The organism is Microbacterium lacus (genome assembly GCF_044794305.1).
Taxonomy (GTDB): Bacteria; Actinomycetota; Actinomycetes; order Actinomycetales; family Microbacteriaceae; genus Microbacterium; species Microbacterium lacus_B.
On sequence record NZ_CP084996.1, the window covers coordinates 2,367,266 to 2,389,275 of the forward strand.

The following is a 22,010-nucleotide window of genomic DNA, read 5'->3' on the forward strand; positions in this document are numbered from 1 at the left end:
CCCGCGCCGATAGACTGAAGCGCGACACCCCGATCGCCTGAGCCCCGCACGGCCGACGACCAGAGGAGGCTTTGATGCTTCTCGTCCTCGGCGCGTTCGCAGTCCTCCCCGCCGTGTTGCCGTGGCTGGTGAAACGCATCGGAGCCCGCGCGTTCTACGTCGCTTCGCTCTTGCCGATCGCCGCGTTCGTGCTGGCGATACTGCAGGCTCCCACAGTGCTCAGCGGCGGCATCCCGTTCGAAACCTACGACTGGATTCCTCCTCTCGGAATCGCGCTGTCAATGCGGATGGATCTGCTCGGCTGGGTGATGGCGCTCATCGTCACGGGCGTCGGTGCACTCGTGATGCTGTACTGCCGCTGGTACTTCCGCGGCAAAGACAACGAGTCGGGCCTCGGGCAGTTCGCGGCCGTCCTGCTCGCGTTCGCCGGCGCGATGTACGGACTCGTACTCATCGACGACCTCGTCGTGCTGGTGATGTTCTGGGAGATCACGAGCGTCCTGTCGTATCTGCTCATCGGGTACTACCACCGCCGTGCCGCGAGCCGTCGCTCTGCTCTGCAGGCCCTGCTCGTGACCACGCTCGGTGGCCTGGTGATGCTGATCGGCGTCGTGTTGATGGTGGTGGATGCGGGCACCTCGAGCATCTCGACGATCCTTGCCGAGGCCCCCACCGGCCCCGTGATCGATGCCGCACTCGTGCTGATCCTGGTCGGCGCGCTCAGCAAGTCCGCGATCTTCCCCTTCCACTTCTGGTTGCCGGGCGCGATGGCCGCGCCCACGCCGGTGAGCGCGTACCTACACGCCGCCGCCATGGTGAAGGCCGGCATCTACTTGATCGCCCGTCTCGCTCCGATCTTCGCGATCGCTCCGACTTGGCGCCCGATCGTGGTCGGGCTGGGCGCGTTCACGATGCTGCTCGGCGGCATCCAGGCCCTCCGCGAGAGCGACCTCAAGCGCATTCTCGCCTTCGGCACGGTGAGCCAGCTCGGCATGCTCACCGTTGTGCTCGGCTACGGCACGCGCGATGTCGCGCTCGCCGGACTCGCGCTGTTGCTCAGCCACGCCCTGTTCAAGTCCGCGCTGTTCCTCGTGGTCGGTGTCATCGACCGCCAGCTTCAGACGCGTGACATCGACGAGCTCAGCGGTGTCGGCAGACAGGCTCAGACCCTCGCGGTCTTCTCGGCGATCGCGATCGCGTCGATGGTGGGCGTGATTCCCACGATCGGCTTCGTCGCCAAAGAGGGTGTGCTCGCAGCCCTTCTTCACGAGGCCGTGGGCGGGTCGCTCTGGGGAATCGTCGCACTCGTCGGGATCATCCTCGGTTCGGTCCTGACCGCCGCGTACGGCCTGCGCTTTCTGTGGGGTGCATTCTGGACGAAGAAGGATGCCTCGGGTGAGCCCCTTCCGGTCACGAAGTGGCCCGACCCGCCCATCGGGTTCCTTGCGCCGCCGATCGTCCTCGCGGGGCTGACAGTCATCGCCGGCGTCGCGGCTCCCCTGCTCGACAAGGCCTTCGCGCTCTACGCCGACACCGCACCGAGTGCAACGCCCGGTGTGTCAGCGCCCGAGCATCCTGCCCACCTCGCGCTGTGGCACGGGTTCGAACCCGCGCTATGGATCTCGTTGGCGACGATTGCGATCGGCGTGCTGCTGTTCTGGGTCACGCGGGCGCGCATGCCCAAGCGCCTCTTCCCGTTCACCGCGGCCGACGGCTACAACGCCGCTCTCCGTGGCATCGCCCGACTCTCGGTGGTCGTCACGGCTTTCACCCAGCGCGGATCACTGCCGGTCTACGTCGGCACGATCTTCCTGGTTTTCGTCGCGGCCGAGGGCACCGCTCTGCTCTCGGGCCGCAACTGGGGTGCAGAACTGGACGCATGGCAGACGCCCATGCAGCTCGTCGTCGCACCCATCATGATCGCGGCGGGACTGCTCGCCGTGCGCGCGCGCAAGCGCTACACCGGTGTGGTCTTGGTGTCGGTCACCGGGCTCGGCATGGTGTTGCTCTTCGCCACGAGCGGTGCGCCCGACCTTGCCCTGACCCAGATCCTGGTCGAGACCGTGACGCTCGTGGCCTTCGCCCTCGTCCTGCGGCGGATCCCCGCGCGCATGGGCGAGCACAACGCCTCGGTGTGGCCGGTCGCGCGAGCCGTACTCGCTGCGACCGTCGGTGCCACGATGGCGGCCGTCGCGGTCGTCGCCACCGCTTCGCGGTCATCGGTTCCGATCTCGGTACGCTTCCCCGACCTCGCGTACGAGATCGGTCACGGTAAGAACGTCGTCAACGTCGCCCTCGTCGACCTGCGCGGGTGGGACACGATGGGTGAGCTCTCAGTGCTGATCCTCGCGGCGACGGGCGTGGCATCCCTCGTCTTCGTCACCCACCGGCAAGATTCGCTCTCCAGCACCATCGCCCCGTTGCCCGCCGCCGCGGCGCGGACGCGGCGTCCACTGGTCGAGACGACGGAGGGCGTGAAGCCCCGAGGTGAGGCACCGGGCAACCGGCAGGCGTGGCTCGTGGGTGGGCAGAAGGTGAACCCCGAGAACAGGTCGATCATTCTCGAGGTGATCGTCCGGATCCTCTTCCACACCATCGTGATCGTTTCGCTGTACCTGCTCTTCGCCGGTCACAACCTTCCCGGCGGTGGGTTCGCGGGCGGGCTCGTCGCCGGTATGGCACTCGTCATGCGCTACGTCGCCGGCGGGCGCTACGAGCTCGGGGCCGCGGCGCCCGCGGACGCGGGAAGACTTCTGGGCATCGGAATGACGATCGCGCTTGGGTGTGCGATCGTTCCCCTGTTCTTCGGGGCCCCGCCGCTCACGAGCACGTACTTCGAGGCAGACCTTCCGGTCCTCGGCGAGGTCGAGTTCGTCACCTCGACCATCTTCGACGTCGGCGTGTACCTGGTCGTGATCGGACTCGTTCTCGACGTCCTGCGGAGTCTCGGCGCCGAGGTCGACCGTCAAGCGCAAGAGCAGCGTGAGAAGGCGGTGGTCTCCTGATGAATGTCTCGGCCACTCTCATCATCGTGATGGCGGTGCTCTTCGCCTGCGGTGTGTACGCGATGCTCGAGCGCAGCCTGACTCGCGTGCTCATCGGCTTCCTCCTGCTCGGCAACGCGACTAATCTGCTCTTGCTCATCGTGATGGGCAGGCCCGGGGTCGCGCCGTTCTTCGGGGCCGCAGCATCCACCGACGAAATGTCGGATCCGTTGCCGCAGGCGCTCACCCTCACCGCCATCGTCATCACGTTCGCCGTCTCGGCATTCCTCCTGGCGCTCATCTACCGTTCCTGGCAGCTCGGTCAGGCTGACACCGTCGAGGACGACGAGGCCGACCTCGCCGTGCGCGTGCGCGGCGGCGAAAGCGAAGAGGTACTCGACGACGAGACCGAACTCGAGGACGAAGACGACGACGTCACGACCGACTTCGTCGGTACCATGACGTCTCCGATCACCGTGCTGGGCAGCCGCGACATCGCCGGCCTGCGCGATGACGCACCGGTGGACCGACCGCGCGAGAAGCCCGCAGCCGACGAACGACCCCGCGACGACCGCGCGCCGGGAGGTGACGACACATGAGCGCTCTCGTCCCTCTGCTGGTGACCCTTCCGCTGCTGGGAGCCGCCGTCGCGCTCATCGCCGGTCGCCATCGCCGCACGCAAGTCGTCGTCTCGGTCGTGACCCTCACGATCGTGGCGATCATCGCCGCGGTGCTCTTGGTGATCGTCGATGCCGGCGACATGCCGATTGCGGTTTCGGTGGGCGGGTGGCCGATTCCCTTCGGGATCGTGCTCTACGTCGACCGACTCGCGGCGCTCCTGGTGGTCGTCTCGAGCATCGTACTGCTGGCCGTTCTCCTCTTCTCTGTGGGTCAAGGTGCGGCAGACGGTGATGGCGAGACACCGGTGTCGATCTTCCACCCGTCGTACCTGATCCTCGCCGCGGGCATCTTCAACGCCTTCATCGCGGGCGACCTGTTCAACCTCTACGTCGGTTTCGAGATCCTGCTGGTGGCGTCGTACGTGCTGATCACGCTGGGCAGCACCGAGTCACGCATCCGTACCGGGGTCGTCTACATCGTGGTGTCGCTGGTGTCGTCGATCCTGTTCCTTGCCGCGATCGCCGTGATCTACGGGGCGCTGGGCACGGTGAACATGGTGCAGATCGCCGAGCGGATGGCAGAGCTCCCGCAAGACACCCAGTACGTTCTGCACGTTCTGCTGCTACTGGCCTTCAGCATCAAGGCCGCAGTCTTCCCGCTGTCGTTCTGGCTTCCTGACTCGTACCCGACCGCACCCGCTCCGGTGACGGCGGTGTTCGCGGGACTTCTCACCAAGGTCGGCGTCTACGCGATCATCCGCACTGAGACGCAGCTCTTCAGCGACAACGACGTGAACACGTTATTGATGATCGTGGCCTTGGCGACCATGATCGTCGGGGTGCTCGGCGCCGTGGCGCAGGCAGAACTCAAACGAATTCTGTCGTTCACTCTGGTGAGTCACGTCGGCTACATGATCTTCGGACTCGCGATCGCGACGCCCGCGGCGATCGGCGCCACGATCTACTACATGGTCCACCACATCGTGGTGCAGACCACCCTGTTCTTGGCCGTCGGGCTCGTCGAGCGCCGCGCGGGCAGCACCTCGATCCTGAAGGTCAAGGGACTGATGAGAGCGGCGCCGATCATCGCCGTGCTCTACTTCATTCCGGCCGTGAACCTCGGCGGTCTCCCGCCGTTCTCGGGCTTCATCGGGAAGTTCGCGCTCTTCGATGCCGCGGCAGAAGTCGGCACCCCCATCATGATGGTGCTGATCGTCGGCGGAATCATCACGTCCCTACTCACGCTCTACGCGCTGATGCGCGCATGGAACCTGGCGTTCTGGCGAGAAGAAGACGATTCCGCCGAGACCGAGGCGCGCATCTCGTACCTCGGCGCCGCCCCCGGCGGCGTCGACACCGAGCGTCGCGTCATCCCCAAGATCATGACCGCCGCTACGGCCGGAATGGTGGCAATCACCGTCGCGCTCACCATCTTCGCCGGACCGCTGTACGGGATCTGCGAGCGCATTGGCGCCTCGTTGCTCGAGCCGGTCACCCTGGTGCAGTTGCAAGAGGAGGTGGACCAGTGATCGACAAGAAGTCGCAGAGCATCTTCGTCCAGCTCTGGCGGCAACTCCCGTTCTTCGTCTGGCTCATCGCGCTGTGGATGCTGCTGTGGGGCCAGTTCACCTGGCTCGCCTTCTTCACCGGCGTCGCCGCGGCCGTGCTCGTCACGCGAACCTTCCGGTTGCCGCCCGTCGAGCTGTCGGGGCGGGTGAACATCTTCTACGGTGCGATCTTCGTCTTCGAGTTTCTCTGGGCACTCGTGGTCGGCTCGCTCACCGTCTCGTGGCAGGTCTATGACCTCCGCCGTCAGCCCGGCGCCGCCCTCATCGCCGTGCCGCTGCTGATCGACGACGACCTCATCATGACGCACACCGCGGTGACCGCATCGCTCATTCCCGGGTCGCTGATCATCGATGCCGACCGTGACCGCCGCATCCTCTACTTGCACGTCATCGGCGTGCGCAACGAGACCGACATCGATAAACAGCGCGAGAGTGTGCAGCGCTGGGAGAAGCGGATCGTGATGGCCGTCGGTTCGTCTGCCCAGGTCGCGCAGGTGCGGGATGCTGCGCCCCCGGTAGCTGTGAGAGGTGATGTTGCGTGAGCCCACTCGTCATGATCATCTACGTCGTTTTCGCGGTTGCGGCGCTCGTCACGATGTGGCGCATCGTTGCAGGACCGTCGATTCTCGACCGAGCGGTAGCCTCCGATGTCCTCCTCACCGAGGTGATGTGTGTCCTCGGGGCCGAAATGGCGATCAATCAGCACACACGCACGCTGCCGGTGCTGCTGATCATCGCCGCCGTCGGCGTGTTCGGGTCGATCTCGATCGCCCGGTTCGTCGCCCGAAGGGATGCACCGAGCGCATGAACGAGATCCTCGACACCGCCGCCCTCGTACTCATTCTGATCGGCGCCCTGCTGTGCCTGACCGCTGCGATCGGTCTGGTGCGGTTCACCGACGTCGCTACCCGCCTGCATGCCGCAACCAAGCCCCAGGTGCTCGGGTTGATTCTCATCTGCCTGGCGATCGCGCTGTCGCTGCGGTCGTGGCCGGTGGTGGCGTTCTTGATTCCCATTGTTCTGATCCAGCTCGCCACCGCGCCGCTCTCGGCACATATGGTCGGCCGACAGGCTTACCGCAACGGCACGGTAAACGAGAAGTCGTTGCTGGTCGACGAACTCGCCGATTCACAGCGCACCCCTCCTGCCGCGGGCGGGTGATGCAAGTCACTGCGCGGACGCACCCCAACTCTGCGAGACGTTCATCGGACGCCCGATGTAGACCGGAATGCCACCCTCGTAGAGGACGAGCGGCGCCGAGGCGGCGTCAGGGGACACGATGGCCAGGCCGTCGCGCCACTCGAAATCGGCCTCGATGTCGTCGGGTGCGGGCCACCCGAGATAAAGGAGCGACGAACTATCGGGCGACCACGTGACGCTGTAGGGGTACCACGTCACCACCTCGACGTCGTTGTCTGGGACTTGGGGCCGCGGGAGCATCGCCTGCGATTCATCGGCCACCGTGATCATGATGACGTCGTGCTCCTCGGAGCACGGCCGTTCGCCGCCCGCGCCGTCCGGGGTCGTGTCGCATGAGCGCTGAAACACGATCCGCGTGCCGTCCGGAGACCACACTGGTCCCAGCCCGTGCATCTGGGTGTAGTCGCTCACGATCACCCTCTGATTCGAGCCGTCGGCACCCAGCAACACGAGATCGAAGCGGTCGGCCGCGTTGATCCTGCGGCGCTCGAGGGCGAGCGTCTGTCCATCGGGCGAGACAGTCAGGCTCTGGGCGGCCGCCGTGCCGTCGAGCAGCTGACGCGTGCCATCGGCCATCGAATAGATCAGCACCCCGTCATTGTCGGCGAGGTAGAGCTCCGAGCCGTCGGGCGACCATTCGATGTCGGTGATCATGAGGTCGGCGATCGCGGTGATCTCGCCGCTCTCGGTGTCGAACAGCCACACCTCAGGTGACCCGAGTCGGGGGGTGCCTTCGGCGGTGTGGGCACCGAAAGCTATCCACCGGCCGTCGGGCGACCAGATGGGGCACGCAGGGTTGGTGAGGGTGTCCAGCGCGACCTCGCCGACGACGGTCGCCTCGCCCTCGGGCGTGACATCGGCGACCACGAGTGCGGCATCCGTCCACCCGGACTCCCAGTCGCCGGACGCTTCGCCGAAGGCCAGTCGGGTGCCTCCCGGGGCGAACGCCGGGCAGACCCGAAGGATGCCGTCGTCGTCCGCCCCGAAAATGCGGTGTGCCGGCTCGTCCGGGCGGACCAGCATGATGTCACCGGACTCCCAGTTGGCAGAGAACGCGATCCAGCCGTCGTCAGCGCTCATGTCGGGACCCACAGGTGGAATCGGGGCGTTCGTGCTGGGCGATGCAGAGGGTGTCGAGGCGCACGCGGTCAATCCGACGAGCACGACGACTAAGGATGCTGCGGCCCACGAAGCCGTCGATCGAGTGATCATTATCTGCTCCAACTCTGAAAGTCGTTCTGCGGGAAGACGCCGAAGGCGCCGATACCCTCATAGGTCTCCCACAGGATCGTGGAAGCTGCGGGGTCATCGACCGCGACGGCCAGTAGACCCGACCCGGCGGCCATCTCGCCCGCTGCGGTCAGCTCCCACCCGAGGAAGCGAAGCGTCGTGCTGTCGGGGGCCCAGGTGACGGTCACCGGGATCCACAGTCGGGGCTCGCTGCTCTCGGCCGAGCGGGTCGAGGGGAGCACCACCTGCGTGCCGACATCTCCGAGCGGATCGCCACTGCCGACGATGACCATACCGAGCTCGTCCTGCCGCAGATCGGACGGCAGGTCGGCGCAGTCTTGGCTGCAGGTCCGCTGATAGACGATTCGATTGCCGTCGGGCGACCACACCGGGCCGATGCCGCGAGAGTAGGTGTAGCCCTCGTCGAGGAGGCTCCGCTCCGAGCCGTCGACGGCCATGCGCCAGAGATCGACGCGAGACTCCGGTGTCCGCAACTCACCGACGGCGAGCTCGACCGACAGCGCCAATCCGTCGGGCGAGGCGGCGATCGCCATCGCGCCTGCTGTGTCGTCGATGGTCGAGAAGTCATCCTCGGCGAGCGAGTAGACCAGCACACCCTCGTCATCGGCTATGTACAGCGCAGCGCTGTCGGGGGCCCATTCGACATCATTCGCAGCGAGGTCGGTCAGCCGCCGGATCTCATCGGTCGCGGTGTCGACGATCCACACCTGGGGCGCCGGCACCACCATCTGCGTCTGCGCCGGGCTGCCGAAAGCGACCCAACGCCCGTCGGGCGACCAGATCGGGCAGGGCGGGATGCTGAGTCCGTCGAGCGGCACAACGCGTGAGTCCGCGATCTCGGCATCTGCGGTGATGTTGCTGAGCACGAGCGCCGCGTTCTGCCGTGCGGGTTGCGGGCTCGTGACGTCGTCCAGCTGCGCCTGCCCCGAGGCGAGTCGGGTGCCGTCCGGAGAGAACGCGGGGCACACCTCGTCGAGGTCATCGGCGGCATCGTCGGCACCGAGGACACGATGCGGCGCGGATCCCTCCTTGACGACGTAGATGTCGCCTTCGTTGAAGCCCGAGGAGTAGGCGACCCACCCCGATGCCCCGGGGAGGGACGGCGAGGTCGGAGCCGGGTCGGGATCGACGGTGCCGATCGGCGCCGGAGTACCGTCGTCCCGGAGGGTGGCGGTGAGGATACCGCCAGCGACGCCACCGACGACCAACAGCGTCAGGCCGATCGCGACGAACTGAGCGCGGTGCGAGCTCACGGGGCGGATGCGCTGCGCGCCAGCCAGCACCAGATCGCGCATCTCGCCGCGTTCGCGAGCAGATAGCTCGCTGGGATTGACGCTCACGATGCCTCCAATGTCGTCATCGCTTCGCGAAGCCGTGCGCGGGCGCGCGACAGCCGAGACTTGACGGTTCCTACCGGGATGCCGAGGGTGAGGGCCACTTCCCGTTCGGGATACCCCTCGAGCACGGTGAGCACCATGACGCTCTGTTCCCGGGCCGGTAGCCGGCGGAGGGCCGCGAGCACGCCGGTCTCGTCGCTGCCGGCGTGTTCCTTCACATACTCGGGCCGCGGCGCGCGCGCGATGAGCGTGCGGTATCTTCGGCCGGATCGCTCCAGGTTTCGTGCCGCGTTCGACACGGTGTTCAGCAGCCAGGGCAACGGTGATCCTTCGACCAACCGCACCGAGGCACGCTTGCGCCAGAGCTCAAAGAAGGCGATGGTGACGGCATCCTTCGCGTCCTCACGATCCGTCAGGAGTCGGACCGCGTGCCGGAAGAGCCGCGCCTCATGGCGGTCGAAGAGCGCGGTCAAGGCGGCGGAATCCCCCTGAAGGACTCGAGCCCAGTCGGCCGCGTCGCCATCGTTCATACCCTGTAGTGTCCGCGGATTCGGAAAAGGTTCGCGGATGCTACGTCGATTGTGCTCCCGCGGGAGCCTGTTGTCAGTCCCCGGGCGTCAGCACCAGAGTGTGGGTGGCGGATGCTTCGACCGCCGCCGGCGAGAACGCCCACGGGGTGAGCACGACGTTCTGCCAGTTCTCTGTCTGATCGACGTAGTTCGGGTGGAAGGTATGACCGCTGGTGCCGGTCAGGTGGTTCCAGACCGAGTCATCGAAGTCGGCCAGGTCGACGATCATCCGCATCGACGGGACTGTCGCCGTGGCGAAATCGCCGCCGATGGCCCAGCCCGTCGCGTTGACCACCGAGGATCCTCCGCCTGTCGGGAACGGGCCGCGGTTGAAGAGCATCTCGATCGGCGCGATGCCCGACGAACCGAACGTGTCACTGCGCAGGGCGAGCGCGTGGAGTGTGCCCCAGTTCCAGCGCGCCGGGGCGTCGCCCTGCAGCACTGCGAGCCGGTCGTACGCTCCGTTGGCCGAGAGCGCGAGCATCGCTTCGGTGCCCGACACCTCGAGCTCGTCGTTCTGCCACCAGCTAGATGCGGGGTCCGTGAGCAAATCGTCCACCACGAGGAACAACCGTGACTGATCGGTGATCGGCGCCGGGTTCTCGCGCCCGCGAACGAACATGTTCTGCACGAGTTCGTCCCACAGAACGTTCGCGAAGGCAGCGGCAGCCGAGTCGGCGTCGTTCTGCGCGTCCCACGTGCGCAGGAGCGCGAGAGCTTCATCGGGGCCCGTCCTGCCGGTCGAGAGGTCAGCCGTCGCCGCAGAGAGATCCTTCCCGATGAAGAACTCGTTGTCGGCCTGAATCTCGCGCAGGTCTTCGGCGGTCAGCTCTCCCGCGGCGATCTTGCGCTCGAGCAGGTCGACGATGCGCGCTGCGCGCCACCCGTTGTCCCAATCGCGTGTCAAGAAGTACGGGTACTCCTCGCCCACAACCGCGTTGTTCGCGGTGACGATGTAGCCGCTGTCGGGGTTGTAAACCACCGGAAGCTCCTCGAACGGGATGAAGCCCTTCCACGCGTAGGCGGAATCCCAGCCGGGCTGCGGCATCCATCCGTCACCGGCACCGCGAATCGGAAGCTTGCCGGGCGTCTGGTAGCCGATGTTGCCGTCGACGTCGGCGTAGATGAGGTTCTGCGCGGGGACGTCGAAGAGGGATGCCGCGGCACGGAAGTCGTCGAAGTCTTCAGCGACGTTGAGCGCGAAGATCGAGTCCGGGGTCTGTCCCGGCTCGAGAGCTGTCCACTTGAGACTGACCGCATACTCCCCCTCAGGAGCGCCCTCCGGGGCAGAGATCGCTCCGTCGGTCGTGGTCGTGTACGGGTCGGCTGCGATCTCATCGAAGTCATCGGTGAGGCCCGAGACGATCGGGCCATTGATCGTCGAACGAATGACGAGCTCGACGTCGTCGCCGCCCGACACCTCGATGGTCTCTGTGCGTTCCTCGAGCGGAGTGAGCACACCGTCGTACCAGTACTCGTCTCCGTCGATCCTTTCGAGGTAGAGGTCGGTCACGTCGGTGCTGAGGTTGGTGAAGCCCCACGCGATGCGTGAGTTGTGGCCGATGATGACCCCGGGCACGCCAGAGAAGCTGAAGCCCGACACATCGAACGGGCACGCCGTCGACAGAGTCCCGCAGCGGAGACCGATCTGGTGCCAGACGTTCGGGAGCGATGCCCCAAGATGCGGGTCGTTTGCGAGGAGCGGCATCCCGGTGTCGGTGAGCTCGCCCGACACCACCCACGAGTTCGAGCCGATGCCTTCTCCAGCTCCGCCGAGCAGGGCGCCGACGGCCTCGATGACCCCGTCGACTTCGCTCCACTCGATCGATGCGGTCGCGACGGACGCGTCATCCTGAACCGTGGTTCCCACCGTTCCCACCGCGGGTACCTCGGTGATCGTTGGCACGATCACCGGGTTCCGGTCGAACGGGTAGGCGGGGTAGAGCGCGGCGAGTTCGTCGGCGGGCAGCTCGGCGGCGAAGAGTGCGCGCTCGGTCTCGTCTTCGATGTTGGTGCGGAGGTCCCAGGCCATCGCCTTAAGCCACGCCACGGAGTCGGCCGGGGTCCACGGTTCGATCTCGTAGTCGGAATTCTGCAGACCGAGGACGGCATATTCGAACGACGCATCCGCCCCCTGATTCTCGTCGAGGTACGCGTTAACGCCGTCGGCATAGGCCTCGTAGTACGCCAAGCTCGTCTCGTCGAGGGCAGCCACCTCTTGCTCGGCCACGACGCGCCAGCCGAGGGTGCGGAGGAACTTGTCGGTAGCCACCTGCGATTCGCCGAAGAGCTCGGACACCCGGCCGCTCGTGACGTGCCGTCGGAAGTCCATCTCCCAGAACCGGTCTTGCGCATGCACATAGCCCTGCGCGTAGAAGAGGTCGTCGGTCGATTCGGCGGTGATCGTCGGGATGCCCAGCACGTCGCGCTGGACGGTCACGTCGGCACTGAGGCCCTCGACGTCGATCGTGCCGTCGAGCTGCGGGAAGGAACGCTGGATCGTATAGACGACGGTTCCCGCAGCGATCAGTGCGATCACGATGAGGCCGGCGATGACTCCGAACGCGGTGATGCCCGCGATGCGACCGATCGAACGCTTGCGAGGGGCCGGTGCGTCGTCTTCGAGCACGATGGGGCCAGTCAGAGGCTTCGACATTGAAGTTCTTTCGAGTGGATGCGGCGAATCACGGCACCCCACCGCGATCCTGGGTCTCACGTGTTCGGGCACGCGGTTCCGTCAGGCATCGTAACCCGGACGATCTATCCAAACGAATTGACCGCGAGTTCTCGCATCTAGGTGAACCAGTGCGTCAGTCGGTGCCGCTGTCGAATGCTGCGGCCTCGGAGGACACATCCACGGCGTCGGCAAGCGCTTCGGCCGCGGCATCCTGAGGCGTTGCCGACTCGGTGATCTCGTTCGCTTCGCCCGCGGTGACCCGCCCGACGAGGGCAGCGGTGGCACCGCCGATGAGCCCGAGCTCGGCGTACTGCTCGAGGCGCGAGCGCGAGTCGGCGATGTCGAGGTTGCGCATCGTGAGCTGGCCGATGCGGTCGGTGGGGCCGAAGGCGGAGTCGCCGACGCGCTCCATCGAGAGCTTCTCGGGGCCATACGACAGGTTGGGCGAGACCGTGTCGAGGATCGTCCAGTCATCACCGCGACGCAGGCGGATCGTGACCGTTCCGTTGATCGTCGATCCGACCCACTTCTGGATCGACTCGCGCAGCATGAGCGACTGCGGCTCGAGCCAGCGGCCCTCGTACATGAGGCGCCCGAGGCGGCGACCCTGCTCGTGGTAGGTCGCGAGCGTGTCTTCGTTGAGGATGCCGTTCACCAGTCGCTCGTAGGCGATGAAGAGGAGGGCCATGCCCGGTGCTTCATAGATGCCGCGCGACTTCGCCTCGATGATGCGATTCTCGATCTGGTCGCTCATACCGAGACCGTGACGACCGCCGATGCGGTTGGCCTCGAAGACGAGCTCAACCGGGTCTGCGTAGTCGACACCGTTGAGGGCTACCGGGCGTCCGCGGTCGAACGTGACCGAGACATCTTCGGTGGCGATCTCGACGGCGGGATCCCAGTAGCGCACGCCCATGATCGGCTCGACGGTCTCGAGTGAGACGTTGAGGTGCTCGAGGGTCTTCGCCTCGTGCGTGGCACCCCAGATGTTGGCGTCGGTCGAGTAGGCCTTCTCGACCGAGTCGCGGTAGGGGAAGCCGTGTTCGACGAGCCACTCGCTCATCTCTTTGCGTCCACCCAGCTCGGTGACGAAGTCCGCGTCGAGCCACGGCTTGTAGATGCGCAGCGCGGGATTGGCGAGCAGTCCGTAGCGGTAGAACCGCTCGATGTCGTTGCCCTTGTAGGTCGAGCCGTCGCCCCAGATGTCGACGCCGTCTTCTTTCATCGCGCGCACGAGGAGTGTGCCGGTCACGGCGCGCCCGAGGGGGGTCGTGTTGAAGTACGTCTTGCCGCCCGAGCGGATGTGGAAGGCGCCGCATTGCAGGGCGATGAAGCCCTCTTCGACGAGCGCGGTCTTGCAGTCGACGATCCGCGCGATCTCAGCGCCGTACTCGAGGGCGCGGTCGGGGATCGCGTCGATGTCGTCCTCGTCGGGCTGGCCGAGGTCGCCGGTGTACGTGCAGGGAACGGCACCCTTGTCGCGCATCCACGCGACGGCTACCGAGGTGTCAAGGCCCCCAGAGAAGGCGATGCCGACGCGCTCGCCGACGGGCAGGGACTGCAGGACTTTCGACATGCATCCCAGTTTAGTGACGAGCGTCCGGATGCCTCAGCCTGAGGCATCCGGCACTTCTCAGACGACGATCTTGGCGGCGTCTTCCACCGCCTCTTCGCGCCGCGAGGCGCGCCGATCGCGGTACCTCCCGATCGCGATGACGAGGACACCTATCAGTATGAGCCCCACCGTCATCACGGCGATGTAGGTGAAGGCGGACGCGTAGCCGCCGTCGCCGTTGGGGTCGAGGAACGGGTAGGGGTACCACCAGGGATTGCTCCCATCGGGGTTCGCGACCATCGTGCCGCGCACCATCGTGTAGATGACCCAGACGACCGGGTAGGCAACGACCACGCCGAGTGCCCACCACGGCAGACCACGGCGCCGCGGAGCGAACAGCAGATCGACCAGGAGGTAGAGCGGCAGCACGACGTGCAGAGTTTCGGCGGCCCACTGGTCAGCGAAGGCGATGCCCACCGAATCCTCGACGGCCACTCCCGATGGTGGCCCGCGCAGCAGCACGTTGTAGACGATTCCGAGAAGCAGGAGCGGACCGCTGATGATCGCGAGGCCCAGCGCGATGCCGAACGGCTCACGCATCGTTCCCGGATTTCTCAGCGACCAGAGCGCGGCGACCAACAGCACGACGATCGTCAGGATCGAAGTGAGGATCGTGAACAGACTGAAGTAATTCGTCAGCACGAGCCCGAGGTCCCAGCCCTCGCGCGTGCTGCGATCAAAGTTGACGATGAACCCGGCAACGACTCCCGAGAAGGCGACGATCGCCCCAGCGATACGTAGCCACGCCCACATCCGTGAACTTCCCATGCGATGAACCTTCCGTTTCCCCAGCGGTTCCTCTCCCTGAGCACAGGTGTAGCGCCTCCGATACATCGGCGATAGAGGCGTTGGCGCCGGAAATGTATACCTCCCTCGCCTGTGCGCGCGATTGTTGTGTGCTTTCTACATAGGGCCGGAGCCTGGGTGTTTACCGGCGGGTTGAGGTGCTCTCGATAGGATGGGGTGTAACCGTCCGATAAACGGGGGAGTAACCCATGCCAGGCATCGTGATCATCGGCGTTCAGTGGGGCGATGAGGGTAAGGGCAAGGCCACCGACCTGCTCGGCGAACGCACCGACTGGGTTGTGAAGTTCAACGGCGGCAACAACGCCGGCCACACGGTCGTGATCGGTGACGAGAAGTACGCGCTTCATCTCCTTCCCAGCGGCATTCTGTCGCCCGGCGTGAATGCCGTGATCGGCAACGGCGTCGTCATCGACCTCGAGGTGCTCTTCTACGAACTCGAAGCGCTGCACGCGCGCGGCCTTGATACTTCGCGCCTGAAGGTCAGCGCGAACGCGCACATCATCACGCAATACCACCGCACGCTCGACAAGGTGACTGAGCGCTTCCTCGGCAAGCGCATGATCGGTACGACCGGGCGTGGCATCGGACCCGCATACGCCGACAAAATCAACCGCGTCGGCATCCGCGTGCAAGACCTCTTTGACGAGAACATCCTGCGTCAGAAGGTCGAAGGTGCGCTCGACGGCAAGAACCACCTGTTGGTGAAGGTGTTCAACCGCCGGGCGATCACGGTCGACGAGATCGTCGAAGAGTTGCTCGGATACGCCGAGCGTCTGCGTCCGATGGTCGGCGACACCTCACTGTTGCTCGATCAGGCTCTCGATCGGGGCGAGGTTGTCGTCTTCGAAGGTGGTCAGGCCACGATGCTCGACGTCGATCACGGCACGTATCCGTTCGTGACGTCGTCGTCCGCGACGGCCGGTGGTGCCTCGACCGGCTCCGGTGTCGGGCCCAATCGCCTCGACCGCATCGTCGGAATCGTGAAGGCGTACACGACGCGTGTCGGATCCGGCCCCTTCCCCACCGAACTGTTCGACGAAAACGGCGATTTCCTGCGTTCGCGCGGCTTCGAGTTCGGCACGACCACTGGGCGCCCGCGCCGAGTGGGCTGGTACGACGCCCCCATCACGCGCTACGCGACACGCATCAACGGCATCACCGACCTCGTCCTCACCAAACTCGACATCCTCACCGGGCTCGATGAGATCCCCGTGTGCGTTGCGTACGACGTCGACGGCGTGCGCTTCGACGAGGTGCCGGTCAACCAGACCGACTTCCACCACGCCAGGCCGATACTCGAGTTCTTCCCGGGGTGGACGCAGGACATCTCCACTGCGCGCACATTCGACGAGCTTCCGCTCGAAGCGCAGGACTACGTGCTTGCCCTTGAGCAGTTGAGCGGTACTCGCATCTCGGTGATCGGCGTCGGGGCTGCCCGCGACGCCGTCATCGTGCGTCACGACCTCGTCGACTGACGTGCGGTTTCTCGTTGGCGGATACACCGCCGAGTCGGACGGCAACGCGTCCGGAATCGGCGTGCTCCTCGCGGGCGACGCCGACGATCCGCTGGCAGGCGGTCAGCTCCGGTTCGCGGGAGATGCCGTTTCGACGGGCGGTTCGCCCTCATGGGTTTCTTCTCACCCGACCCTCGAGGTCGTCTACGCCGCGCTCGAGGGTGCGGGCACCGTGCAGGCCTTTCGGCGCGTGGGTGAGGCATCCTTCACAGCACACGGCCGCGCGATCGCGGCGGGCGCTTCGGTCTGCCACGTTGCTGTCGCGCCCGGTGGCGGCTCGCTGGTGGCAAGTTGCTGGACGGACGGTCGCATCGTTCGCATGACGGTGGATGCTGACGGCCGACCCTCTGCGCCGGTTATCGCGGCGGCGGCAGTCGATCCCTACGGGCCCGACGCGGCTCCGGCCGATCCTGCGGGCGCGGACTTCACCGGCGCGATCGACCTCGCCGAGGCCGCACGCGCGCTGCGCGCCGCGGCAGGTGACGAGTACGAGCACCTTGTGCCGGGCTACGACGAGGAGCCCGAGCCGGCACCCGTGAACACGGATGAGGGGACGGATGCGGCATCCCGCGTCTCACGCTCTCACGAGGCCGTCTACCTCGCCGGCGGACTAGTCGCCACGACCGATATGGGGCTCGACCTCGTTCGATTCTGGCGCGCGACGGCTGCGGGGCCGGTGTTTTCTCAACAGGTTGTGCTGCCGAGAGGCAGTGGGCCTCGGCACATGGTGTGGCACCCGAGCGGCCACCTGTACGTGGTCACCGAGCTGAGCTGCGAGGTGTTCGCGCTCGCGGCCGATGTCTCCGGTATGTGGCGGATCGTCGCCGGTACATCGCTCGGCCAGGGGACCCTGCCGGGCGATACCGCGGCCGAACTCGCGGCTTCGCGTGACGGCAGCATTCTCTATGCCGGAATCCGCGGCAGCAACACCCTGGCCACTGTGCGGGTCAAGGGGGCGGGCGATGTGCTCTCGCCCGTCGCGCTGGTCGACTCAGGGGTCGATTGGCCCCGTCATCACGTCGTGGTGCGCGACACCGTTCTGGTGGCAGGGCAACGCTCGAACGAGGTCGCGTCCCTCTCTCTCGACTTGCGCACCGGTGTTCCGGGGCGGGTCCGGCACCGGGTCGAAGCGCCGTCGCCGACCTGCGTGCTGCCCCTGAGCTAGACCTTCGCGTCTTGCCTGGGCAGGAAGACCTGTTTGATGATCAGCAGGATGGATGCGGTGACCGGCACCGCGATGAGGGCGCCGAGCAGCCCGAGCAGCGTGCCTCCGATCAGGGCACCGATGACCACGAGCGCGCCGGGGATGGCGATGGCCTTGCTCATCACCTTCGGCGTGATCACGTACGCCTCGATCTGGATGTAGATGAGGTACGCGATAGCGAAGATCAGCGCGGCGACCGGATTCGTGAACAACGCGAGCACCGAGGCGAAGATCCAGTACAGCACGGGACCGACGAGCGGAATGATCGTGATGAGGAACGCGATCACACCCATCAGGAGCGGGAACGGCAGCTGCAAGAAGAGGTGCAGCAGGAACGCGATGATCGAGTTGAAGAACGCGAGCAGCACCATGCCCATCAGGTAGGCGCCGACCGAATCGGTGATCTCGGTGGTCATCGCCCGTACCTTGGGGCGGTTGCGGGCCGGAGCGAACTGCGTCAGCGACTCCTTGATCGCCGGGAGTGAACCGCTGAAGTACAGCGTCAGCACAATCACGATGAGGCCGCCCGAGATGGCTGTCGCGATGCCGAGACCGACCTGCAACAGCCCGCCCGACACCGTCGCGATGTTCGCCGGATTGAGGAGCCACTGTTCGGCGTCGTTGACCAGCGTGCCGAGCCCATCGCCGAAGATGCCCTCGAGCCACGCGAACGTTTCGGATTCTTCGAAGTTGGCGATAGTGGCAGGGAGCCCCTTGAAGAAGGCGGTGACCTGCTCGACGAGTGTGGGCACGATCAGCAGAAGCCCTCCCGCGAGGACGACGCCGAACGTGAGGAAGACGATGGTCATCGCCCAACCGCGTTTGACGTTGTGGCGCTCGAACCACTTCAGGACCGGCTCCAAACCGAGGGCTGCGAACGCCGCGAAGGCGATGTAGATGAGCACCGTCGCGATGTTCGCGAGCGCGAGCCCGAGCAGCAAGGCGCCGAGGCCACCGAAGGTCAGGAGAAAGCCCGCGGTGAACGGGCTGTCGAGACGGGCCCAGAACGGCTTGCCCCCGCGATCAGCCGGCTCGGTGGCCTGCGCCATGATCTCGCCGGTGTCGGTGGTCACTGCGTCGATCGCGGCAAAGCCGGTGTCGGTTCCGGTCGCGGGGCCTGCGGCAAGGGAATCCGACCCGGGGGTGCCATCTGTCATGGACACACACTAGCGGGCCGTGCCTACGCGATATCGTCGTGAGACGAGGAGGATTTTCATGGCCGAGCTGGATGACGCCGAGGCGTTCACAACACTGCACCGCCTGCGCGGGAGCATCGACAATATCGACGCCGCGCTGGTGTACCTGCTGGCCGAGCGATTTCGCGCGACGAAGCAGGTCGGCGAATTGAAGGCAACGCATCGGATGCCGGCATCCGACCCCGCTCGTGAAGAACAGCAACTCGCCCGCCTTCGCACGCTTGCACTCGATGCGGACCTCGACCCCGAGTTTGCACAGAAATGGTTCACCTTCGTGGTGGCCGAAGTCATTCGACACCACGTTGCGGCAGCAGAGGATCACTGATGGCACAAACCCTGACGGTCGGCACCTTGCTCGAGTCGGAGGACTCCGCGCCCGCGCGGCTGATCGCATCGAGAATGAACCGGCACACCTTCTGGTGTGGGCAGAGCGGTTCGGGCAAGACCTACGCGCTCGGAGTAGCGCTGGAGCAGTTGCTCCTGCACACGAAGCTGCCGTTGGTGATCCTCGATCCCAACTCAGATTTCGTCCGGTTGGGCGAGCTGCGCGATGACGCGCCGGAGACGGATGCCGCCGCCCTCGCGTCGCGTGACATCCGCGTGCGAAGCGCCACATCGGGTGTCGGCGAGACATTGCATGTGCGGTTCGTCGACTTGCCCGTGCGCACCCGCGCCGCGATCCTGCAGATCGACCCGTTGCGCGATGCGGACGACTACAACGCGATGCTTCAGATGGAAGCAGACATCGTGTCCATACCCGACCATGACATCGTGACCTATCTACGCACTCACCCCGATCCGGTGCGCCACAAGTTCGCAATGCGGTTGCAGAACCTCGGAGTGACCGACTGGCACTTGTGGGCGTGGGGCGAGCGCGCGGTGGTCGACGACATCGATGACAGCCCGGACGCCACGGTGATCGATCTCGCTGGCTTTCCGACGTCCGCTGAGTCGAAGACCGCTGCGCTCGCGGTGCTCGATCACCTGTGGGAGAACCGTGAGCAGCGCGTCGGTCGGTTGATCGTGATCGACGAGGCCCACAACCTCTGCCCCCCCGACCCGGCGACCCCGGTCGAGCGGCTGCTCACTGAGCGGATCGTGCAGATAGCCGCCGAGGGGCGAAAGTACGGACTGTGGCTGTTGCTCTCCACGCAGCGGCCCTCGAAGGTGCACCCGAACGCGCTGTCGCAGTGCGACAACCTGGCGCTGATGCGCATGAGTTCGCCGCGCGATCTTGACGAGCTCGGAGGCGTCTTCGGCTACGCGCCAGAATCGCTCTTGGCCCGGGCGACCGGTTTCGCCCAGGGCCAAGCGCTCTTCGCTGGCGGATTCGTCGATCAACCAGGCCTTGTCCAGATGGGGGCCCGGCTGACCCACGAGGGTGGCAGCGACGTGAAGGTTCCGCTGCGCTGAACGGGTAGCTCAGGGAATCGCGCGCCGCAACGTGAGGAACGATACCCCCGCGAGAATGACCCCGAGAAGCACTCCCCAGAGCGTGAGTCCGAGCGAGCCCTGCGCCGCGATCCACTCGCCGATCTGTGCCCAGGCGTCCAGGCGTCCCGCCAGCCAGATGATCCCGACGATCACCAGTCCGAGGGCTACCAAGACAGCGGTGAGCCACAGTGTCCCGAATCGTTTGAAGATCGTCGCGGACCAGAACCCGGCGATGAAGAACAGCATCGAGATGACAAAGAAGCTGAACAGGGCACCGAGCGGGCCGGCGGCCCACAGGCCCTCCAGGTAGAAGAAGAACCCGTTCATGCCCCAGCCGTTCGTCGCCTGCTCGATGAGTCCGCCGATCACGAAGATCACCGCGAGCATGGCAGAGGTACACGTTGCGGCCAGCAGGGTGCCCAGGTAGAACTCGCGTCGAGTGACGCTCATCGCCTGCGAGAACGGGAAGGTGAGGGTCAGCGACTGCACCCCGACCACCAGGAAGTACCAGAGCGGAGCCATCGTGCCGCCGCCGGTCTTGACGCCGTCATAGGGAATGAGCGCGAACACCATGAGGGTCAGCACGAAGGCCCCGACGAGCACCAGCAACGGCACCCAGATGTAGGTTTGCTTGTTCACGAACTGCATGCGGACGACATTGAGCGTGCGGCTCATCGGAGTGCTCCTTCGTCGATGGTGGATGCCGCGGCCTGCGTGTCGGCCGCGTGCTGGGTGGTGCGCACGATGAGTTGCTGGAGAGAAACGGGGCCGACGTCGAGTCCGGCGACGGCCAGCGCCTCGCGGTCGGCGGAGGTGAGCCCGCCGAGGACCGTCACCGACGCGACGCGTCCGAGGCTTTCCCGGTGGATGACCTCGCGGCCGGCGACGAAGGCGTCGACGGCGGCGGCGTCCCCAACGATGTTCGCGGCGCGGTCGCGCACAGCATCCGTTTCTTCGTCCATGATGATGCGCCCTGCGTCGATGACGATCACGCGTTCAATGAGGTTCGACACCTCATCGATCAGATGGCTGGAGAGGATAACGGTGCGCGGGTGTTCTGTGTAGTCCTCGAGCAGCCGGTCGTAGAAGATCTGCCGAGCGACCGCGTCGAGGCCGAGGTAGGGCTCGTCGAAGAACGTGATCTCTGCGCGGGCGGCCAGTCCGATGATCACACCGACCGCAGAGAGTTGGCCGCGCGAGAGCTTCTTGATGGTCTTCTTCATCGGCAGCTGAAAGTCGGAGATGAGACGCTCGGCCAGCGGCTGATCCCAGTTCGGATAGAACAGCCGTGCCATCGCGAAAGCGTGGCGCGGGGTGGCGTCGTCGGGATAACGCTGGCTCTCGCGGACGAAGCACATGCGCTGGAGCACCTTGGCGTTCTCGTAGGGGTGTTCGCCGAATACGCGCACGTCACCGGAGGTCGCGAAGTTCTGCGCGGTGAGGATCGACATCACCGTGGTCTTGCCCGCTCCGTTGCGCCCGAGCAGTCCGTAGATCGTGTCTTTCTCGATGGCGAAGCTCACATTGTCGACGGCGAGCGTCTCGCGGTAGCGCTTGGTGAGCCCTGTCACCTCGATCACCGTGGTCATCGTCCTATTCCTTCCGTGTAGGTGGCTGCGCGTTCGCGGATCAGCCGGATGAGGTCATCGGCACCGAGCCCGATGGTGTGGGCCTCGACGATCAGGGGGTCGAGGTAACGATCGGGAAACGATGCCCGTCGGTCTTTGAGGAGGGTTTCGCGGGCTCCCGGAGCGACGAACATCCCGATTCCCCGTCGTTTGTAGAGCACTCCCTTGTCGACGAGCACGGTGATTCCTTTCGCTGCGGTCGCGGGGTTGATGCGGTAGAACGCCGCAAGCTCGTTTGTCGACGGGGCCTGGGATTCTTCTGCCAGACTCCCGTCGATGATCGACTCTTCGACGCTCTCTGCAATCTGCAGGAAGAGCGCCTTTCCCTCTTCGATCACGGCCACCCACTCTTTTGGTTACTTACTTGACCAACTAACCATGCAACACAACCCTGATTCTGTCAAGA

General features: G+C 65.6%; 20 protein-coding genes. 10 read left to right on the plus strand and 10 right to left on the minus strand.

Features of this window, described 5'->3' with window-relative positions; genetic code table 11:
• The first annotated feature begins 74 nt into the window (after window positions 1-74).
• From LG299_RS11315 to mnhG, 6 genes are read left to right on the plus strand one after another with little or no spacing between them, the layout of a single operon-like run.
• The gene (locus tag LG299_RS11315) at window positions 75-3,005 is read left to right on the plus strand and encodes a Na+/H+ antiporter subunit A (RefSeq protein WP_404430253.1); all 2,931 of its coding nucleotides are present in this window, start codon (window positions 75-77) and stop codon (window positions 3,003-3,005) included.
• Window positions 3,005-3,583: a Na(+)/H(+) antiporter subunit C gene (locus tag LG299_RS11320; RefSeq protein ID WP_404430255.1), complete on the plus strand. Its 579-nt coding sequence runs from the start codon at window positions 3,005-3,007 to the stop codon at window positions 3,581-3,583. Before LG299_RS11315 ends, LG299_RS11320 begins: the two co-directional genes overlap by 1 nt.
• Entirely contained in the window at window positions 3,580-5,133 is a 1,554-nt protein-coding gene (locus LG299_RS11325) for a Na+/H+ antiporter subunit D (RefSeq protein ID WP_404430257.1), read from the plus strand. Before LG299_RS11320 ends, LG299_RS11325 begins: the two co-directional genes overlap by 4 nt.
• Entirely contained in the window at window positions 5,130-5,714 is a 585-nt protein-coding gene (locus LG299_RS11330) for a Na+/H+ antiporter subunit E (protein WP_404430259.1), read from the plus strand. The genes LG299_RS11325 and LG299_RS11330 overlap by 4 nt, the downstream gene beginning before the upstream one ends.
• 11 nt (window positions 5,715-5,725) lie before the next feature.
• A complete protein-coding gene (locus LG299_RS11335; protein ID WP_404434867.1) occupies window positions 5,726-5,980 on the plus strand; it encodes a monovalent cation/H+ antiporter complex subunit F in 255 nt (84 codons plus the stop codon).
• The gene (gene mnhG, locus LG299_RS11340; protein ID WP_404430261.1) at window positions 5,977-6,333 is read left to right on the plus strand and encodes a monovalent cation/H(+) antiporter subunit G; all 357 of its coding nucleotides are present in this window, start codon (window positions 5,977-5,979) and stop codon (window positions 6,331-6,333) included. Before LG299_RS11335 ends, mnhG begins: the two co-directional genes overlap by 4 nt.
• Before the next feature lie 6 nt (window positions 6,334-6,339).
• On the opposite strand, the gene LG299_RS11345 is transcribed toward mnhG, so the two are convergent.
• The 6 genes from LG299_RS11345 to LG299_RS11370 all read right to left on the minus strand — a co-directional run bounded on the left by LG299_RS11345 (window position 6,340) and on the right by LG299_RS11370 (window position 14,589).
• The gene (locus LG299_RS11345) at window positions 6,340-7,584 is read right to left on the minus strand and encodes a hypothetical protein (protein WP_404430263.1); all 1,245 of its coding nucleotides are present in this window, start codon (window positions 7,582-7,584) and stop codon (window positions 6,340-6,342) included.
• Entirely contained in the window at window positions 7,584-8,963 is a 1,380-nt protein-coding gene (locus tag LG299_RS11350; RefSeq protein ID WP_404430265.1) for a TolB family protein, read from the minus strand. Before LG299_RS11350 ends, LG299_RS11345 begins: the two co-directional genes overlap by 1 nt.
• Entirely contained in the window at window positions 8,960-9,490 is a 531-nt protein-coding gene (locus LG299_RS11355) for an RNA polymerase sigma factor (protein WP_404430267.1), read from the minus strand. The genes LG299_RS11350 and LG299_RS11355 overlap by 4 nt, the downstream gene beginning before the upstream one ends.
• Window positions 9,491-9,563: 73 nt before the next feature.
• A complete protein-coding gene (locus LG299_RS11360) occupies window positions 9,564-12,185 on the minus strand; it encodes a penicillin acylase family protein (protein ID WP_404430269.1) in 2,622 nt (873 codons plus the stop codon).
• A 154-nt stretch (window positions 12,186-12,339) separates the two neighbouring features.
• On the minus strand, window positions 12,340-13,782 hold the full coding sequence (argG, locus tag LG299_RS11365; protein WP_404430271.1) for an argininosuccinate synthase: 1,443 nt from the start codon (window positions 13,780-13,782) through the stop codon (window positions 12,340-12,342).
• Between the two features lie 57 nt (window positions 13,783-13,839).
• On the minus strand, window positions 13,840-14,589 hold the full coding sequence (locus tag LG299_RS11370) for a Pr6Pr family membrane protein (RefSeq protein ID WP_404430273.1): 750 nt from the start codon (window positions 14,587-14,589) through the stop codon (window positions 13,840-13,842).
• A 227-nt stretch (window positions 14,590-14,816) separates the two neighbouring features.
• Here LG299_RS11370 and LG299_RS11375 point away from each other — a divergent pair, with 227 nt between their 5' ends.
• Both LG299_RS11375 and LG299_RS11380 read left to right on the plus strand, forming a co-directional pair.
• Window positions 14,817-16,103, plus strand: coding sequence for an adenylosuccinate synthase (locus tag LG299_RS11375; protein ID WP_404430275.1), 1,287 nt, complete (start codon window positions 14,817-14,819; stop codon window positions 16,101-16,103).
• A gap of 1 nt (window position 16,104) precedes the next feature.
• The gene (locus LG299_RS11380; protein ID WP_404430277.1) at window positions 16,105-17,307 is read left to right on the plus strand and encodes a lactonase family protein; all 1,203 of its coding nucleotides are present in this window, start codon (window positions 16,105-16,107) and stop codon (window positions 17,305-17,307) included.
• Here the strand turns inward: LG299_RS11380 and LG299_RS11385 are convergent.
• A complete protein-coding gene (locus LG299_RS11385) occupies window positions 17,304-18,503 on the minus strand; it encodes an AI-2E family transporter (protein ID WP_404430279.1) in 1,200 nt (399 codons plus the stop codon). The two genes, LG299_RS11380 and LG299_RS11385, sit on opposite strands and share 4 nt — an antisense overlap.
• Before the next feature lie 58 nt (window positions 18,504-18,561).
• Between LG299_RS11385 and LG299_RS11390 the strand changes: the two genes are divergently transcribed.
• Window positions 18,562-18,867, plus strand: coding sequence for a chorismate mutase (locus tag LG299_RS11390; protein WP_404430281.1), 306 nt, complete (start codon window positions 18,562-18,564; stop codon window positions 18,865-18,867).
• Window positions 18,867-19,955: an ATP-binding protein gene (locus tag LG299_RS11395; protein ID WP_404430283.1), complete on the plus strand. Its 1,089-nt coding sequence runs from the start codon at window positions 18,867-18,869 to the stop codon at window positions 19,953-19,955. The genes LG299_RS11390 and LG299_RS11395 overlap by 1 nt, the downstream gene beginning before the upstream one ends.
• Before the next feature lie 9 nt (window positions 19,956-19,964).
• Here the strand turns inward: LG299_RS11395 and LG299_RS11400 are convergent, their stop codons facing one another.
• Genes LG299_RS11400 through LG299_RS11410 form a run of 3 tightly spaced genes read right to left on the minus strand, consistent with a single transcriptional unit; the run spans window position 19,965 to window position 21,942 of the window.
• Window positions 19,965-20,651, minus strand: coding sequence for a hypothetical protein (locus LG299_RS11400; protein WP_404430285.1), 687 nt, complete (start codon window positions 20,649-20,651; stop codon window positions 19,965-19,967).
• A complete protein-coding gene (locus LG299_RS11405; RefSeq protein ID WP_404430287.1) occupies window positions 20,648-21,565 on the minus strand; it encodes an ABC transporter ATP-binding protein in 918 nt (305 codons plus the stop codon). Before LG299_RS11405 ends, LG299_RS11400 begins: the two co-directional genes overlap by 4 nt.
• Window positions 21,562-21,942, minus strand: coding sequence for a GntR family transcriptional regulator (locus LG299_RS11410; protein ID WP_404430289.1), 381 nt, complete (start codon window positions 21,940-21,942; stop codon window positions 21,562-21,564). Before LG299_RS11410 ends, LG299_RS11405 begins: the two co-directional genes overlap by 4 nt.
• Between the last annotated feature and the right edge of the window lie 68 nt (window positions 21,943-22,010).

What these genes read in the sequence shown, in the direction of transcription:
- LG299_RS11385 (WP_404430279.1), bottom strand. Translation starts at nt 18,503, where the DNA reads ATGACAGATGGCACCCCCGGGTCGGATTCCCTTGCCGCAGGCCCCGCG.
- LG299_RS11355 (WP_404430267.1), bottom strand. Translation starts at nt 9,490, where the DNA reads ATGAACGATGGCGACGCGGCCGACTGGGCTCGAGTCCTTCAGGGGGAT.
- LG299_RS11315 (WP_404430253.1), top strand. Translation starts at nt 75, where the DNA reads ATGCTTCTCGTCCTCGGCGCGTTCGCAGTCCTCCCCGCCGTGTTGCCG.
- LG299_RS11360 (WP_404430269.1), bottom strand. Translation starts at nt 12,185, where the DNA reads ATGTCGAAGCCTCTGACTGGCCCCATCGTGCTCGAAGACGACGCACCG.
- LG299_RS11335 (WP_404434867.1), top strand. Translation starts at nt 5,726, where the DNA reads ATGATCATCTACGTCGTTTTCGCGGTTGCGGCGCTCGTCACGATGTGG.
- LG299_RS11375 (WP_404430275.1), top strand. Translation starts at nt 14,817, where the DNA reads ATGCCAGGCATCGTGATCATCGGCGTTCAGTGGGGCGATGAGGGTAAG.
- LG299_RS11345 (WP_404430263.1), bottom strand. Translation starts at nt 7,584, where the DNA reads ATGATCACTCGATCGACGGCTTCGTGGGCCGCAGCATCCTTAGTCGTC.
- LG299_RS11390 (WP_404430281.1), top strand. Translation starts at nt 18,562, where the DNA reads ATGGCCGAGCTGGATGACGCCGAGGCGTTCACAACACTGCACCGCCTG.
- LG299_RS11320 (WP_404430255.1), top strand. Translation starts at nt 3,005, where the DNA reads ATGAATGTCTCGGCCACTCTCATCATCGTGATGGCGGTGCTCTTCGCC.
- LG299_RS11405 (WP_404430287.1), bottom strand. Translation starts at nt 21,565, where the DNA reads ATGACCACGGTGATCGAGGTGACAGGGCTCACCAAGCGCTACCGCGAG.
- argG (WP_404430271.1), bottom strand. Translation starts at nt 13,782, where the DNA reads ATGTCGAAAGTCCTGCAGTCCCTGCCCGTCGGCGAGCGCGTCGGCATC.
- LG299_RS11395 (WP_404430283.1), top strand. Translation starts at nt 18,867, where the DNA reads ATGGCACAAACCCTGACGGTCGGCACCTTGCTCGAGTCGGAGGACTCC.
- LG299_RS11370 (WP_404430273.1), bottom strand. Translation starts at nt 14,589, where the DNA reads ATGGGAAGTTCACGGATGTGGGCGTGGCTACGTATCGCTGGGGCGATC.
- LG299_RS11325 (WP_404430257.1), top strand. Translation starts at nt 3,580, where the DNA reads ATGAGCGCTCTCGTCCCTCTGCTGGTGACCCTTCCGCTGCTGGGAGCC.
- LG299_RS11400 (WP_404430285.1), bottom strand. Translation starts at nt 20,651, where the DNA reads ATGAGCCGCACGCTCAATGTCGTCCGCATGCAGTTCGTGAACAAGCAA.
- mnhG (WP_404430261.1), top strand. Translation starts at nt 5,977, where the DNA reads ATGAACGAGATCCTCGACACCGCCGCCCTCGTACTCATTCTGATCGGC.